At 70.5% G+C, this 15,207-nt stretch carries 16 protein-coding genes; 5 read left to right on the forward strand and 11 right to left on the reverse strand.

The window, feature by feature from the left end; all coding sequences use genetic code 11:
• Window positions 1-142: 142 nt before the first annotated feature.
• Window positions 143-889, forward strand: a complete 747-nt coding sequence (locus KWI83_RS27885; protein WP_308122217.1) for an LPXTG cell wall anchor domain-containing protein — start codon at window positions 143-145, stop codon at window positions 887-889.
• Window positions 890-1,075: 186 nt separating this feature from the next.
• Window positions 1,076-2,353 carry a glycoside hydrolase family 26 protein gene (locus KWI83_RS27890; RefSeq protein WP_218517148.1) on the forward strand — a complete coding sequence of 426 codons (1,278 nt, stop codon included), beginning with the start codon at window positions 1,076-1,078 and terminating at the stop codon, window positions 2,351-2,353.
• 23 nt (window positions 2,354-2,376) lie between these two features.
• Here KWI83_RS27890 and KWI83_RS27895 read toward each other — a convergent pair whose 3' ends face one another.
• The 6 genes from KWI83_RS27895 to KWI83_RS27920 all read right to left on the reverse strand — a co-directional run bounded on the left by KWI83_RS27895 (window position 2,377) and on the right by KWI83_RS27920 (window position 9,102).
• Entirely contained in the window at window positions 2,377-3,498 is a 1,122-nt protein-coding gene (locus KWI83_RS27895; protein WP_218517149.1) for a GNAT family N-acetyltransferase, read from the reverse strand.
• A complete protein-coding gene (locus KWI83_RS27900) occupies window positions 3,495-4,172 on the reverse strand; it encodes a lipopolysaccharide biosynthesis protein (protein WP_218517150.1) in 678 nt (225 codons plus the stop codon). Before KWI83_RS27900 ends, KWI83_RS27895 begins: the two co-directional genes overlap by 4 nt.
• 8 nt (window positions 4,173-4,180) lie before the next feature.
• Window positions 4,181-5,317 (reverse strand): glycosyltransferase, encoded by a 1,137-nt coding sequence (locus KWI83_RS27905; protein WP_218517151.1) that lies wholly within the window; start codon window positions 5,315-5,317, stop codon window positions 4,181-4,183.
• Entirely contained in the window at window positions 5,314-6,006 is a 693-nt protein-coding gene (locus KWI83_RS27910) for a polysaccharide deacetylase family protein (protein ID WP_256362904.1), read from the reverse strand. The genes KWI83_RS27905 and KWI83_RS27910 overlap by 4 nt, the downstream gene beginning before the upstream one ends.
• Window positions 6,007-6,094: 88 nt before the next feature.
• Window positions 6,095-7,771 carry a murein biosynthesis integral membrane protein MurJ gene (gene murJ, locus KWI83_RS27915; RefSeq protein ID WP_218517153.1) on the reverse strand — a complete coding sequence of 559 codons (1,677 nt, stop codon included), beginning with the start codon at window positions 7,769-7,771 and terminating at the stop codon, window positions 6,095-6,097.
• Window positions 7,768-9,102 carry an O-antigen ligase gene (locus KWI83_RS27920; protein ID WP_218517154.1) on the reverse strand — a complete coding sequence of 445 codons (1,335 nt, stop codon included), beginning with the start codon at window positions 9,100-9,102 and terminating at the stop codon, window positions 7,768-7,770. Before KWI83_RS27920 ends, murJ begins: the two co-directional genes overlap by 4 nt.
• A 487-nt stretch (window positions 9,103-9,589) precedes the next feature.
• Between KWI83_RS27920 and KWI83_RS27925 the strand changes: the two genes are divergently transcribed.
• Window positions 9,590-10,174, forward strand: coding sequence for a sugar transferase (locus tag KWI83_RS27925; RefSeq protein ID WP_218517155.1), 585 nt, complete (start codon window positions 9,590-9,592; stop codon window positions 10,172-10,174).
• Complete coding sequence (locus tag KWI83_RS27930; protein WP_218517156.1) at window positions 10,164-11,267, forward strand: glycosyltransferase family 4 protein; 1,104 nt, start codon at window positions 10,164-10,166, stop codon at window positions 11,265-11,267. The genes KWI83_RS27925 and KWI83_RS27930 overlap by 11 nt, the downstream gene beginning before the upstream one ends.
• A gap of 57 nt (window positions 11,268-11,324) precedes the next feature.
• On the opposite strand, the gene KWI83_RS27935 is transcribed toward KWI83_RS27930, so the two are convergent.
• Window positions 11,325-12,509 (reverse strand): glycosyltransferase family 4 protein, encoded by a 1,185-nt coding sequence (locus tag KWI83_RS27935; protein WP_218517157.1) that lies wholly within the window; start codon window positions 12,507-12,509, stop codon window positions 11,325-11,327.
• A 255-nt stretch (window positions 12,510-12,764) separates the two neighbouring features.
• Between KWI83_RS27935 and KWI83_RS27940 the strand changes: the two genes are divergently transcribed.
• Window positions 12,765-13,088 carry a hypothetical protein gene (locus KWI83_RS27940; RefSeq protein WP_218517158.1) on the forward strand — a complete coding sequence of 108 codons (324 nt, stop codon included), beginning with the start codon at window positions 12,765-12,767 and terminating at the stop codon, window positions 13,086-13,088.
• Between the two features lie 174 nt (window positions 13,089-13,262).
• Here KWI83_RS27940 and KWI83_RS27945 read toward each other — a convergent pair whose 3' ends face one another.
• The 4 genes from KWI83_RS27945 to KWI83_RS27960 all read right to left on the reverse strand — a co-directional run bounded on the left by KWI83_RS27945 (window position 13,263) and on the right by KWI83_RS27960 (window position 15,186).
• On the reverse strand, window positions 13,263-13,583 hold the full coding sequence (locus KWI83_RS27945; RefSeq protein WP_218517159.1) for a hypothetical protein: 321 nt from the start codon (window positions 13,581-13,583) through the stop codon (window positions 13,263-13,265).
• Between the two features lie 72 nt (window positions 13,584-13,655).
• Window positions 13,656-13,973, reverse strand: a complete 318-nt coding sequence (locus KWI83_RS27950) for a hypothetical protein (RefSeq protein WP_218517160.1) — start codon at window positions 13,971-13,973, stop codon at window positions 13,656-13,658.
• A gap of 65 nt (window positions 13,974-14,038) precedes the next feature.
• A complete protein-coding gene (locus KWI83_RS27955; protein ID WP_218517161.1) occupies window positions 14,039-14,359 on the reverse strand; it encodes a hypothetical protein in 321 nt (106 codons plus the stop codon).
• Between the two features lie 434 nt (window positions 14,360-14,793).
• The gene (locus KWI83_RS27960; protein ID WP_256362905.1) at window positions 14,794-15,186 is read right to left on the reverse strand and encodes a hypothetical protein; all 393 of its coding nucleotides are present in this window, start codon (window positions 15,184-15,186) and stop codon (window positions 14,794-14,796) included.
• Between the last annotated feature and the right edge of the window lie 21 nt (window positions 15,187-15,207).

The raw sequence follows: 15,207 nt of genomic DNA on the forward strand, positions 1-15,207 counted from the left end.
GTTCACAGTCCGCAGGTCGTGGCGAGTGTGAACGTGCGGCAGCACGCTCCCTGCGATGACCCTGCGGAACCCGGCGATCGACAAGATCGCGTCAACGACCGACGCCGGTTTCCCATTTCCGCCTGAGAAAAGGACAACGAGAGTGCGACAGACCCTGAGCAAGGGATTGATCGTGGCCGCCGCCGCGACAAGCGCCCTGTCTCTGTACGGCACATGGGCGTACGCGGACTCCCGCATGCATGGGGCCGCGACGGACTCACCCGCTGTGCTGTCGGGCAACACGGTTCGGTGGGTCGACCTGGATGAGCTGGACGTTGATGAGCCGGATGAGCCGGAGGACGCTTTCGGATACGGCACGTCCACGGACGGCACATCGGAATACGGCACGTCCGGGTACGGCGCGACCGAAGACAGCACATCCGAAGCCAGCTCGTCGGAATACGGCGCGTCCACGAACAGCTCGTCGGATTACGGCACGTCCGAAGACACCACGTCCGGATACGGCACGTCCGGATACGGCACCTCCGGATACGGCACCTCCGGATACGGCACATCGGGATACGGCACGTCCGGATACGGGTCCGAGGAACCGAGCGACGAGTCCTCCTGCGATTGCTACGGATACGGCTACGGCGAGGACGACTCGCCCAAGCCGACGCCCACCCCCAGCAAGCCGACCACGCCCCCGCCTCCCGAGAAGACCACCCCTCCGGCCCCCCCGTCGCCGAAGCCGACGCCTCCCGCGCCGAAGGCACCGCCCACGAAGCCGCGTCCCCAGATGCCCGAGACCGGCGCTGAGAGCATCCTCGCCGCGACGGCCGCCGGCGGGACACTGCTGGCCACTGGAACCCTGCTGTACCGGCGAGGCCGGGCCAAGTCCCGTCGGTAGCACACCGGGTGCCGGACGCCTCGCGCCCGGCACCCGCCGCTCCGTTCCGTCCGGCGAGACTTCTCGTCCGTCCGTCCGTTCCTCTTTGCGGGCGATCAGCGCCGAGCCGCCCGACTCATTTGGTGCATTCAGCGTATATATGGCTGTGTCTTGATATAAGGGGGCAGCCACACCGAAGGAGTAGGAATGACGTCCGAGCCTCGCCGGTCCACCCACAAGCGACTGGCGCTACTCGCCGCGGCGGTACTCGTCGCGGTGCTCGTCGCAGTGCTCGCGTCGGCAGTTGTCGTTCCGGACCCGGGCCTTGAGGCCGACACTTCAGGCAAGCCTGATTCGCCACACTGCCTGCCGGTTGCGGGTTCCGCACGGCCAACGGGTCCCACCCCTTCCGTGTGCTCTCCCCACGGCATCTCGGGATCGGACGCCCCCGCCCTCGGCGCGTACGTCGGCTACGACATCCGCGGCGTGAAGCGGATCAAGGAGTTCAGCACATGGCTGGGCGGCGCCAAGGTGCGCGTGGGGCACACGTACCTGCCCGGAGACCTGTGGAGCAACATCGAGGGCAGGCGGGACTTCCTCGACGTCTGGGCCGAGTGGCGGCGGGCCGAGGACGACCGGGTCTTCGTGCTCAACGTCCCGCTGATGGAACAGAACGAGGCGGATCTTCCCGACAGCAAGGTCAGAGACCTGCTGCGGCAGGCCGCGGGCGGCGCGTTCGACCGGCACTTCCGGACGCTGGCAAAGAACCTCGTCGCCCTGGGGGTGCCGGACACGATCCTGGTGCTCGGCTGGGAGATGAACGGCATCACGTACACCCACCGCTGCGGCCCCAACCCGAAGCACTGGAAGGCGTACTGGCGGCGCATCGTCACCGCCATGCGCTCGGTGCCCGGCCAGAGGTTCATGTTCGAGTTCGCACCGAACCGGGGCGTGGACGACATTCCGTGGCCGAAGTGCTATCCGGGTGACGACGTCGTCGACATCATCGGCATGGACTCGTACGACCAGCCGAACGGGATCACATTCGACGAGCAGGTGTCCGAGCCCTACGGCCTGCAGTTCCACGTCGACTTCGCGAAGGCGCACGGCAAGCCGATCGCGTACCCCGAGTGGGGTCTGTTCCGTAACGGTGACAACGTGACGTACATGCTGCGCATGCTCGCGTGGCTGGACGAGCACAAGCCGCTGTACCACACGGTCACCGACTACTGCCCGCACGGTGTCTGGGAGTGCTCCGCCAATTCCCGGGCGTCCGCCGTCTACCGGGCGGTGGTGTCCGGTCAGTACGCGCCGGATCCGGAACCGGAGCCGTCGGTCCCCTCCACGCGGCCGCCCACGGCTTCCGTCGAGCCGCCGCATCCGACTCCGAATCCGACGCCTGCCCACCCCCGCCCCACGGGCTGCCCGTGCAGGCCGGGTGAACGCTTCGGCCCTTCGGGTTGCCCGTGCACGCCGGGAGAATGACCCAACGGTGGTGGCGCGAGCGCCTACCCGGACTCCGGGGATCCTGCGGTGGCGTTCCGGCGCAGGATCTTCTTGGCCCGGGCTCGCGCGGCGGCTTCGCCGGCCGCGGCCGCCAGCAGCGGCGCGGTGCGGCGACGGGCCAGCAGCAGACGCTGGTTGACGACGGTCTCCGGGTGCCAGCGGCGCTTGTAGGGCTCGTCGCCGCGCAGCAGGCTCAGGACCTGACGCTCGCCCCCGGCCACGAGATCCTCGGTGAAGGCACGCAGCAGCATCGTCGCCACGTCCGCCTTGCGCTCCAGCAGTTGAGGGTCGACGCCGTACAAATACAGGCCCTCCCACCTCCTCGACAGCACTGTCAGAGCTACCGCCACCACGGCACCGTCGAGCACGAACTCCCTCACGGCCGCATCGCCGGACCGGACCATCGCGGGCACCGAGCGGACCAGGTGCTCCAGGAACCTCGGCCGCAGGTGCTCGGGCGTCACCTTCCTGCCCTGCCACTGCAGCCGGTGCAGCACGAGAAGTCGGCGCAGCGCACCCTCTGTTTCGTCGTGCCCCACGACACGCCACTCGACGCCGAGCCGTCCGAGCTTGCTGATCTTGTTACGGATCCGCCGAGCGCGCGTCGACGGCAGCCGCCCGATCAGCTGATCCATGGGGACGGCGGGCAACTCCAGGCACAGCGAGTCGGGCACAAGGTGACGCGGACCGCGCCAGCAGTCGTAGATCCGCTCCACCACGCCGCCCGGCCGCACCTCACGGAAGTCGATCAGAGCGGTGCGGGCCAGGTCGGCCAGGGCGTCCGCCAGCGCCGGGGCGCCCTGAGCAGCCGCTCTCTCGTCGAGGAGCACATCGCAGAAGTCCGTGATGGCGCCGCCGATCGGCACCAGAGTGGGAAACGGGCGGCGTACCCGCATCAGCGGTGCGGCAGCCACCAGTTCACCGTCGCCCCGCACCAGGACGAGCCGAAGCCCGCCCGGCGTTCCGTACGACCGCCACCACGAGTGCAGCCAGGCGTGGCTCTGGAACGGCGTCGCGGCCCCGCAGGCGCGGTGCAGCCGTCCCCACTCCCCTGCCAGCTCCGCGAACGCGTGCTCGTCGGTGCATACCTCCACCGACACCGCACGGCCGGTTGCGGTGGTCACAGCGCCCCCTCGGTGTCGGCGGCGGGGGCCGGGGCGGGCAGCTGGGCCCGCCCGGTGTGGCCGTCCGGGTTCGTGGGCGCCGCCCGCCGGGGCCGGGCCAGCAGCGCGAGGCCGCCCAGCAGGCCTCCGGCGCTCGCGCCCACGAGCGAGGTCAGCGCCGGGGACGCGGACGACGGCTCGGTGGGTTTGAGGGCTCGGGACAGGAGCACGAGCTGGATGCCGGTCTCGTTCTTGGCACGGTCGGCCTGCACGGTCAGTGCGTGAGAGACGGCGTTGGCGATGTCGGCGGCCTGGTCGCGGTGTTCGGAGTCCGCCGTGATCGCGACCATCGGCGCGTCGGGAGAGGTGGCGGCGCGCACGCTTCTGCGCAGTTCCTTCACCGGCACGCCCGCCCACATCTGCGCGTCCGCCAGCACGGCGAGCTGTGTCGCGACACGGCCGTAGGCCTGAGCGAATCCGAGTGCCGCCGTGGCGTCGGAGCTCGTTTCGCCGGTCGGTACGGCGATGACGTAGCTCGTGGCCGTGTACTGCGGTGGCTTCACCACCCCGTACACGCCTCCGGCCGCGGCACCGAGCAGTACGCCCGCCGGGATCAGCCACCGCGGAAGTTGCCGCCACACGCGCGCGAGAATCCGGCGCGGCAGTCGCACGGGCCGGCTGGGGTTGTCGGTCATCAGGGGACTCACTTCCTAGTTGATCCACCAGCCGCCAGGGCTGCCGTGTACACGTCCATCAACTGCCGGGCGGTGCGCTCGATGTCGTAGTGCCGCACGGCGTCCGGTACGGCTCGTTCGCCGGGTCCTGCCGCACGCAGCCGCTGGAGTTCCTGCGCGAACTCCTCGGCACCGCCCGTCAGGCACTGGGCGCCCGGTGCCGCGTCCGGCGGCAGGTCGGCGAGGGCGGGAGCGCTCGTGTACAGCACGGGGAGCCCGGCCGCGAGGGCCTCCAGCACGGCCAGGCCGAACGTCTCGTCCGTGCCGGGCGCGGCGACCACGTCCAGCGCGGACAGCAGCGCCGGGAGCTCCGGCGCGTCAATGCGGGCATCCGGCAGGTAGGGAAGCTCGCCGGTGAGTACCACCCGGTCCGCGATCCCCAGTTCTCGCGCGATGCGCCGCAGTGTCTCCTCCCCGGGCCCGGAACCGGCCAGCACCAGCCGTACGTCGCCGGGCAGCTCGGCTACCGCGCGCACGACCACGTCGAAGCGCTTGGCGGGGACGAGGCGGCCGATGCCGCCCACCACGTAGGCGTCCTCGGGCAGTCCGTAGAAGGCGCGGGCCTCCTTGCGGCGCACCTCGTCGAAGCGGAAGCGGCAGGCGTCGATGCCGTTGGGGACGACGCGGATGCGCTCATCGGGTACGCCCCAGTCGCGCAGCAGCCCGGCGCCCGTCGGGGAGACGGCGACCGTGGCACGGCCAAGGCGCTCGGTGGCCAGGTACAGGGCCCGGATGCCCGCGTTCAGGGTCCTGCCCTCCAACCGCGTCGCGCACAGCGAGTGCTCGGTGGCCACCACGGCCCGGACACCCGCGAGGCGAGCGGCGATCCGGCCGTACACGCACGCCCGGTACAGGTGCGTGTGCACCACGTCGTAGCGGCCGGCGCGGATCCGCCGGACGAGACGGAAGAGCGCGCGGAGGTCGCGGTTGCCGCGCATGCCGAGGTCGGTGACGCGGACGCCGTCGGCAACCAGCCCGTCGGCGACCGGACCGGGGTTGGCCAGTGTGATCACGTCGCATGTCGCGGGCAGATGGCGCACCAGCAGGCGCAGTTGCTGCTCGGCTCCCCCCACGCCGAGACCGGTGATGACGTGCAGCACTCTCATGAGGCCTCCACGGCACGTCTCCAGGCACGAGCCAGCCGTCGCTTCATCTCCAGACGCAGCCCGGTGTCGGCCTGCCCGATGTGGATGCGGGGCAGCGCCAGGTCGCCGGCGTCCTCGGGGTCGGGGGCGGTGGCGCAGGCGTAGCGGTAGCCCGCAGCGTGCACGGCGGCCCTGACACGTGCGTCGACCGAGCCGTACGGGTAGCAGAAGCCCTGGATCTCCTGACCGGTGATCTCGGCGAGCAGGACGCGGCTGTGGTGGACTTCGGCGTGCAGCGTGTCGTCCGGGACTCCGGTGAGGTGGGCGTGTGTGAGTCCGTGCGAGCCGACCTCGACGCCCGCGGCCGTGATGAGGCGGATGTCGTCCGCGTCGAGCAGCCGCTTGCACGGGCCGGACGGCTCCCAGTCGTTCTCCCCGCCGAGTCGCCCGACCACCGGGAACACGGTGGCGCCGCACTGCCAACGGCGCAGCACGGGCAGCGCGGCGGTGAGGAAGTCGGCGTAGCCGTCGTCGAAGGTGAGCCCGACGAGCCCCCGTTCCTCTCCTCGGGCGCGGGCGTCGAGCAGTTCCCGCATGCTCACCCCGCGCAGGCCGCGGCCACGCAGCCAGGCGAGCTGGCGGTCGAGGCGGTCGGCGGAGACGGTGACATTGAACGGGTCGTCCGTGCAGTCCGCGACGGAGTGGTACATGGCCACCCAGGCGGCCGGGCCCCGCCGGGGCCGTCTCCGTACGACCGGCCCGGTATCCTGCCCAGCCGTTGGGTGGGCTTCTGAGGCGTCAATGACCATGTTTCTGCTTTCGTGTGAGGGAGCGTCGGATGGTGAGGAAGGCGCTGCGGGCCAGCGACCGGGCGCCTGCCGCGTCGAGGGCCCAGACCAACAGCAGGTAGACGGCGGTGACGCCCAGGCAGCCCGCGGCGAGGGCGGCCGGCGGCGAGCTGAACGACTGTGCGCAGACGAACCCGGCTCCGGCGGCGCCCACCGCAGCGCCCACCGGCTTGGCCAGTTCGGTGACGACGCGACGGACGCGTACGGCGACGCTGCGCCTGCCCAGCCCGCTCAGCAGGAGCAGTGCGGAGAGGGTGATGCCGACCGCGTTGGCCGCCGCGATGCCGCACGCGCCCCAGGGCCCCACGGCCCAGGCGGCGATGACGGCGGTGGCGACCATGCCCGCGGCCATCGCCCCCACCGGGTACCAGGTGGCGCGCCCCGCCGAGAAGTACGACCGCACCAGCGCGCCCACCAACGTGTGGCCGAGCATTCCGAGCGTGTACGCCCGCAGGATGGCGGCGGTCGCCTCGGTGTCCTCGGCCGTGAACGCGCCGCGCTGAAAGAGAAGATGGACCATCTGCGGCGCACAGGCCACGATCGCGGCGGCGCCCAGCAGCGCGATGCAGGACACCAGGACCAGATCCCGCTCGATACGGTCCCGGGCCCGCCGCATGTCGCCCTGGGCGACGGCCTGGGTCAACAGGGGATAGGTCACGACGGCCAGCGTCAGCGCCAGCACCATGGGGTACTGCCCGACCTTCTGGGCGTAGTTCAGGTGCGAGACGGCGCCGGCGGGCAGCGCCGACCCGAAATGGCGCTCCACGAAAACCTGTGAGTGGCGGCACAGCGCGAACAGCAGCACCGTGGCGACCAGGGTGAGCGTCAGCGACCGGCCGCCCTCACCGGCATCCGCGGAGGCGGGCTGCCGGGGTCCGACGGCGATCCTGCGGCGCAAGGTGAGGGCCAGCACGGTGAGCGCGAGGCATCCCCCGAGCGCGACCCCGAGTGCGGCGGACCGCACACCCCAGTGGCCGGCGAGGGCCACCATCGTCGCGACGATGGCGCTGTTGGAGACGAGGGAGATCGTCGCGGGGGCGAGGTACGAGCGGTGTGCCTGCAGGGCCGCGCTGCAGTACCCGAGCAGCCCGAAGGTCAGCACGCAGGTCGCGGTGATGCGGGTGCAGTCCACCGCGAGGGAGGGATCGGGCAGGCCTGGTGCGAGGACGGAGACCAGCAGCGGCGCCCCGGCGATGAACACCGCGGCCACGGCGGCGAAGGCGAGGCCCAGCCAGGGCAGCGTGGAGGCGATCAGCTCCCGCACCGGGTCGGGCGCGAGCGCGCCGCGCGCCCGCCGGGCCAGCGCCACGCTGAACACGGGGATCAGCACGATCACCATCCCGCCGTCGACCAGCACCGCCGCGACCAGCTCGGGCAGGATCCAGGCCACCAGCAGGGCGTCGGTCTCGCCGCTCGCCCCGAAGAAGCGGGCCAGGAACTGATCCCGGACGAGTCCGAGCAGCATCCCGGCCATGGACAGCCCGGTCGTGAGCAAGGTCGCCTTCGCGAGGAAGCGGCCCGAGGGTGCCGAGGTGGGCTCCGTGTCCGCGCGACGAGCCGTGGCCTCGGTCGTCGTCGAGGCCTGATCCGGTACGTCGTCGGGAAGCGTCGTCGGCGTGGGCCTCATCGCGGGCTCGCTTCCGGCAGCGGGGCCCTGCCGTCCGGCGCGTCGTGGCCCAGTGCCCACCAGGCCACCAGGCCGAACTTGACGCCGATGAGAACGGTGGCGGAGCCTCCGATGTCGCCGTACAGGAAGTCCACGAGGTGCCACAGCAGCAGACCGCAGGCGATGATCGCGCAGTCCGGGCGGGGCCGGGCCCGGCGGGTGCGCATCAGTGCGCACACCAGCAGGGCCAGCCAGCTTCCGCCCACCGTCACCACGCCGAGCAGCCCCTGCTCGCTGAGGATCTCCAGGTACATGTTGTGCGGTGAGAGAAAGGGCTCGCGGTAATAGCCGTGGCCCGCTCCGTCGGTGTCGGAGGCGGAATTCATCGCGAGCGGGGCATGACCGTCCCGGTATTCGGGAAAATCTCTCAGCCCCACGCCCGTCAACGGTTTCTCCCGCCACATGCCGACCGCGGCCGACCACAGTGAATAGCGGTCGACGACCGACTGGTCCGGAGCGTCGGTGACGTGCGAAATGCTCGCCAGGCGCTCCTGCAGCATCGACGTCCCCACCCCGAACCCGCCGACCAGCACCACGGCGGCCGCGGCCGCCGCCGCGAACACCTTCATCGCCCGCCGCACCCCGGCCAGCAGCAGCTGTGCTCCGCAGGCCGCGACCGTGGCGATCCAGGAACCCCGGCTGAAGGACACCGTCAGCGGAAGGAGCAGCGCCAGCGCGAGCACCGTCGCCACGATCCGTTCCCGCCGTGTGGGCGCCCCGAGGGCGAGACCCGTGGCGGCGACCACACCGGACGCGACGACCATCGCCATCGCCATCACTTCGGTCGGCCCGAAGGTGCCCACGGCCCGGACGTACACCCCGTCGTACAGGGCGCCCGTACCCGTCATGTACTGGTGCACCCCGACCGCGCCCTCCCACACCGCGAGCCCGATCATCGACCAGGCCACCAGCCGCACATCGCGGCGGTCGCGCAGCAGCACCAGCACGGCGACCGGGACGAGTACGCAGACCTGCAGGTAGCGGGCGAATCCCACGAGGCCCGCGCCCGCGCTGGACGCGCCGGTCGCGGCGACCGCGACGCCGATCACGGGCAGCCCGAGCACGACGACGGCCGTTCGCGTCAGCGGACGCCGGGCCCGGCGCACGGTGCGTACGACGGCCCAGAGCACCACCAGCCCGGAGGCGGCGTCGGCGGGCGTGACGAGGCCGTCCGACATGTACGGCAGTCCGATCAGGGCGATCAACGCCACGACGGGCAGGACGGGAGCGGCCCGGCGCAGCGACGGCAGGGGTGGTGCCCACGGTGACGCGGCTGCGGACGTCGTGCTCATGTGGGGGTGGTCTCCCTGCGTTTTTGAAACCAGCGGCAAGAGGTGAGACTGCGCTGTCGACGTGAATTCTTCGGGCGTGGGGATCGAGAACTGTGACTCGGCGGAGTTCGCTGGTTTTCGGGGGCGAGCACCTCTATCGGCATCTGTATTTACCTGAGAAGTCGTCAACTGTGTCGGAACCGTGGGGTCGGACGTGTCGTGTCCCGGAACCGCCAGTCACTCCGTCGGCGTCACCAGCCGACCCCCGATGCGTCGAACGGGTGTCTTGCCTCGGCGACCGAATGGGCCGCGGTATGTCGCGGACAACCTGCGATGGCGACCCTCCTACATTCCGGATGTCAGATTAGTTTTCTTCCATTTCGGGAGGAGTAGTGCTGTGGGAGGAGTAGTTCATACGCTGAGCGAGGCCGAGAGCTTGGAGGTGACGCCACAGCCTTCGCTCACCGGCGAGCCACGTGCTCACTGCGCCGACTCCCGCGTCAAGCGCATGCTGGACCTCGTGCTCTCCGCGCTTTTGCTGGTCGCCTTTCTGCCTCTGATGGTGCTCATCTCTCTCGTGGTGGCCGTCAGCAGTGCGGGACCCGTCATCTACCGGCAGAGCCGGGACGGCTTGGGCGAACGGCCGTTCACCGTCCTGAAGTTCCGCACCATGTACGCCAATTCGACCGTGGACCTGGCGGAGTTGCTGCTGGCGGACGGCAGGGCGATGTCCATCTGCGCCAAACCACGGCACGATCCGCGCATCACGCCGGTCGGCCGTCTGCTGCGCAAGACCTCACTGGACGAACTTCCTCAGCTGATCAACGTGCTCCGGGGCGAGATGTCGCTGGTGGGGCCGCGCCCCAACCTGCGCCCCGAGAACCAGACGCTGCCCTCGGAGGACCGGGCGAAGCGGCTGTCCGTCAAGCCGGGCATGACGGGGCTGTGGCAGGTCTCGGGCCGCTCCAGCACCACGGCCGACGAGGCGATCCGGCTCGACCTGCGGTACGTCGACCAGTGGAGCCTGCAGTTGGATTTGCTCATCCTCCTGCGCACGCTGCCCGCCGTCCTCAGAACGCGCAATGCGCGGTGACCCGGGCAGGACGGCGGAGGGCGGAAGGCGGCCCACTGTCCTGCATGTCGCGGAGGCGTGGGGCGGCGGGGTGCAGACGGCGGTCCGCGACTACGTGCGATCCGTTCCGGAGGTACGGCACCTGCTGCTGATGTCCGAGCGCGCCGACTGCCAGATCACTGACACGGACGCGCTCTTCGACGGGGTGTGGCGGATGCCGTCCGGCCACTTCGCACGCGTCCGCGACGTGGGGCGGCTGTTCCGCAGGCTCCGGCCGGACGTGGTCCACGCCCACTCCTCCCTGGCGGGGGCTTATGTGCGCCTCGCCCCCTCCGTGCCGACGGAGCGCATCGTCTACACCCCGCACTGCTACGCGATGGAGCGCGGCGACCTCGCGCGGCACGCCGTGGCGGCGGTGCAGGCGGTCGAGCGTGTGCTGTCCCGGCGTACCGGCACCGTGGCGGGTGTCAGCCCCCGTGAGGTCGAACTCGCCCGCTCCCTGCGCAAGCGCCAGCGGGCCGTCCACGTACCCAACCTGGTGCCCCGTCAGGACGCCACGGCCGTCCCGCTGCGGCCGCGGGCAGAAGCCGCGGTACGCACCGGCGACTTCGGCAGCCTGCCGCCTCGGACGGTTGCCGCCGTCGGCAGGCTGTGCCCGCAGAAGGACCCCGCCTTCTTCGCGGAAGCGGCTGCCGAAGGGCGGCGGCTGATGCCGTCGAGCCATTGGTTCTGGCTCGGCGGCGGCGACCCCGCCCACCGGGAGCGACTGGAGCGGGCCGGTGTCACGGTCACCGGGTGGCTGGACCACCGCTCCCTGCAGCGACTGCTCGGTCAGGTGGACGTGTACGCGCACACCGCCCTGTGGGAGGGAGCGCCGATGACGCTCCTGGAGGCGGTGGGGCTGGGGCGGCCGGTGGTGGCGCGGCGCATCCCGGCCCTGGAGTCCCTGGGCCTGACCGGCCTGGTCGACACACCGCGACATCTGGCGGCAGCGGCCATCGCTGTGCTCACGCACGGTCCCGGCGAGAAGAACGACGTGCGGCTGGCCGAACTGTTCGCGGAGCACACCCGGGAGCGTCAGCGCATGATGTTGCGGTACGCGTACGGCCAGTGACGGAGTCGGTTCGGGCCCTGTGCCGGCTGCGGCACAGGGCCCGTCGTTCGCGCTCCGTCACGTGGTGATGGACTCCCTGCTCTGGCTGGGTACGACGACCGGCGTGGTGACGATGCCGAGCAGTTCGCGGTACACATCGATCACCGCGTCCGTGGCCCGCTGTACGTCGTGCTCGGCGAGCACATGGGCGCGGCCCTGTGCGCCCAGCGCCGCGCGCAGCGGGGCCCGGCGCAACAACGCCGTCAGCGCCCGCGCCAGCGCGTCGGGGTGCTCGGGCGGCACCAGGCAATGCGGCAGATGACCGAACGGCAGGCTCTCACGCGCTCCGTCCACGTCCGTGACGAGGACGGGCCGGGCGCACGCCATGGCCTCCAGGGGGACGAGCGCCATGCCCTCCCAGCGGGACGGCAGGACCACGACGTCGGCGGCCCGGTACCAGGGGGCGGGGTCGGGTGCCGTGCCGGCGAACTCCACCGACGCGGGCGCAGCAGCGTGCAGGCGGTCCGCGTCCGGGCCGTCGCCGACCAGCACCAGCCGGGCGGCGGGCAGTTGCCGCACGACGGCGGGCCAGGCCTGAAGGAGCACGTCCTGGCCCTTCTGGCGGCACAGCCGTCCCACGCACACGACGAGGGGGCCCGCCGCGGTCCGAGCGCTGATCCCCTCCGGCCGGAACCTGCGTGTGTCGACGCCGTTGGGGATCACCTGCCAGTGGGCGGTGATGCCATGCTGCTCGCCGGTACGCCGTTCCGCCTCGCTCACGCACAGGACGCGCGCCGTCCATCGCGCCCCGAACCGCTCCCACCACACAGCCGCGTCGGCCAGATTTCCGTCCACGGCCTCGAACGACCATGCGTGTGGCTGAAAGACGGTCGGGAGCCGGCCGCGCACCGCAAGCCGGGCAGCGAGGCCCGCCTTCGCGCTGTGCGCGTGCACCACGTCGGGCCGCACGGCACGCACGAGTCGCGCCAGCCGCCGTACCTCGCCCGGGAGCCGGCGCCCCGGTGCGCGGGTCGCCTCCCAGGGGATCACCGTGCAACCCGTCGCACGTAGTGCGTCCGTCAGCGTGCCCCCCGACGGGCAGGCCACGGTGACCCGCAGCCCCGCGGCGCGCTGCCGTGCCGCCAGGTCCGCCACGAGCCGGGCGACACCGCCCTCGACCGGCTGGGTGACGTGCAGGACGTGCGGCTCATGTGCTGCGGACGGCGCCGCACGGTCCGGGACGGGTCCCAGGGAAATGCGCATGACCGAGGCTTCCCTTCATAAAATCCGCCGGATTCGGACGACCACACTAGTCGCTTATCCGCACTTGTCTGAGGAACCGTCGGCTGTGTCGGGAGGTCTGCGGTACACCGATGGAGGAAACGGCAGATAATCCGACGGGAGCAGGTCTTTTCGTATGAGTTCCGGGAACTTGTCGGCGGCGGGGTTTCCCGTGGCGCTCCTGTCTCGTTAGCCGGGGGAACTGAGATCCCAGACACCCGCGAAGAAAGGAACAGCATGAAGAGTCTGAAGGCTGCCGTCCTCGTTGTCGGCACTCTTGCCATCGCAGGCACCGCGGCGCCCGCTCTTGCGGCGGACCTGCCGGCGCAGGGCCTCATCGAGGAGGGGAAGACGGTGGCCCGCGCGCTCCCCCAGGCAGCCGAGGTCCCGACGGGTCAGGTGGCCAACGACGTCAAGCACGCGGCGGAGGGCGTGAAGCGGTCGGGTGTCGTGAAGACCCCCGTCTTCGGCGGCGCCCTGCCGAACCCCCTCAACGGCAAGAACCCCATCAACGGCAAGATGCCTGGCAAGCTGCCTGCCCGGCTTCACGTCGCCGAGTAGCGGACCACACCGGCACAGCGTTTCAGGTCGGCTCCGTAGTGATCGGAGCCGACCTTTGGCGTATTCAGGCTTCGGCGTATTCAGGTTCAGTATGCGTCGCGGAAAGGGCGGAAAGGGCGGAAAGGCCGGTGGCGGCCCGCCGACACTCGGCGGACCGCCAGGGTGAGGCAATGCTCAGAACAGCAGGCCGCCCGCGTACGGGGCGTTCTGCGACTGGTCGACGGTCGCGGTGTTGCACGCGGCGTAGTGCGAGTTCGGCGCAACGACGCCGCCGAGCACGGCACCGTTGGACCACGGCGCGATGCAGCGGCCGTCGATCAGGGAACCGTTGACGACGGCGAGCCCCTGCTGAGGGGCGTTGACGACGATCGGGGACTGCGAAAAGCCGTCGCCACCGGTGGCGGTGGTGTTGTTGCCGTCGGCCGCAGCGGTGCCGGCAGCCGCGAGGACGATGCCCGCAGCCAGGGTGGAGAGGGCCGTAACCTTGTTACGCATGAGAATGCGCCTTTCGGAAGAGGGCGATTGGGACGTCTCCCCCGCTCCGAATCGATCGGAGCGCAAGGAGGGTCAGAAGAGCAGGCCGCCGAGGTACGGGGCGTTCTGCGACTGGTCGATGGGCGCCGTGTTGCAGGCGGCGTAGTGCGAGTTCGGCGCATAGATGCCGCCCAGGACGGCACCGTTGGACCACGGCGCGACGCAGCGGAGGTCGACGAGCGTGCCGTTGGAGACGAGAGCGCCCTGCTGAGGTTCGTTCACGACGACCGGGGACGACGAGAAGCCGTCGCCTCCGGTGACGTCCGTGCAGTTGCATGCTGCGGCGACGCCACCGGCCGCCAGGACGATGCCCGCGGCGAAGGCGGATACAGCCGTAACCTTCTTGCGCATGAGATGGCCTTTCCGGGCTGCGTTGTAAGGATGTTCACCTGCTCCGAACAACTCGGAGCCGGGGGTCAGAACAGCAGGCCGCCCGCGTACGGGGAGTTCTGCGACTGGTCGACCGTTGCCGTGTTGCAGGCGGCGTAGTGCGAGTTCGGCGCAGCGACGCCGCCGAGGACGGAACCGTTCGACCACGGCGCGATGCAGCGCCCATCGACGAGCGTGCCGTTGACGACGAGAACGCCTTGCTGAGGGGCATTCACGACGACCGGGGACGACGAAAATCCTTTACCGCCGGTGACGTTGGTGTTGTCCGAGTGGGCGGTGGCTACGCCGGCGCTGCCGCAGACAGCGCCAAGGGTGAGGGCGGTGACAACCGCGAACTTCCTGGTCAACTCGGTTCCTTTCTGGATCCACGGTAGAGCCCGCTTACATAACAGGAAACCGAAATTTGTGACTAAAGGTCACGCGGAAACCGCCCATACGGGGCAGATTCCATCGGATGGCGGAATGATTCGTGCACCGAGAACGGCAAGGAATCGGTACGGCGCATCAGAGGCCGGAGTGCACGCCGACATGCGTCCGGCCCACTGGCAAGGAGGAATCCAGTGGGCCGGACAGGTTTTGAGGCAGGCCCCGCGCGGCGTCGGACCGCCGAGTGGGTGCGAAGCTGCGGGGCCGGATCAGCCTCGGGGCCTGTGCCTTCGAGGCGCCGGACGGGGGCCGGACCAGGGCCGTCATGGGGCCGATCCGTCCCGCGACACTGCGGTGTCAGTCTCCGGCTGCCGAGAACCGGATCAGAGGGTCAGAATTCCGAGCGTTTTTCGCGTCATCCCCGATTGAACAGGCTACCGACCCCGGCGCTGGTCGGCGCATTCAGCGGGCGGATCTGAAATTCCCCGGTTCCGACCGGGTTGTTCACCGGAATCGCGGGCTTCTTGGCGCCACCACGGCTGACACCGTCCAGGTACACACCGGAGATCTTCCCGGTCTTCTTCTCGTCGAACGCGCTGCCCTTCGTGATGTTGCCGTTGCGGGCCAGCCGCGTCACGGTGTCGGCCGCGGGCACGAGCGCCGGAGTCACCTCGGTCTGGGACATGAGGCCGAGCGGACCGGTTTCGCGGACAGGTGCCTTGTCGGCCGCCGACGCCGCGACGGCGGAGCCACCCACAAGCCCCGCGCCGACAGCCAGCGCCGCAGTTGTGAAAACTGCCTTCTTCATGATTCACCTCACGTGTAAGTC

The sequence above is a fragment of the Streptomyces sp. TRM70350 genome (assembly GCF_019219825.1).
In the GTDB taxonomy this organism is placed as follows: domain Bacteria; phylum Actinomycetota; class Actinomycetes; order Streptomycetales; family Streptomycetaceae; genus Streptomyces.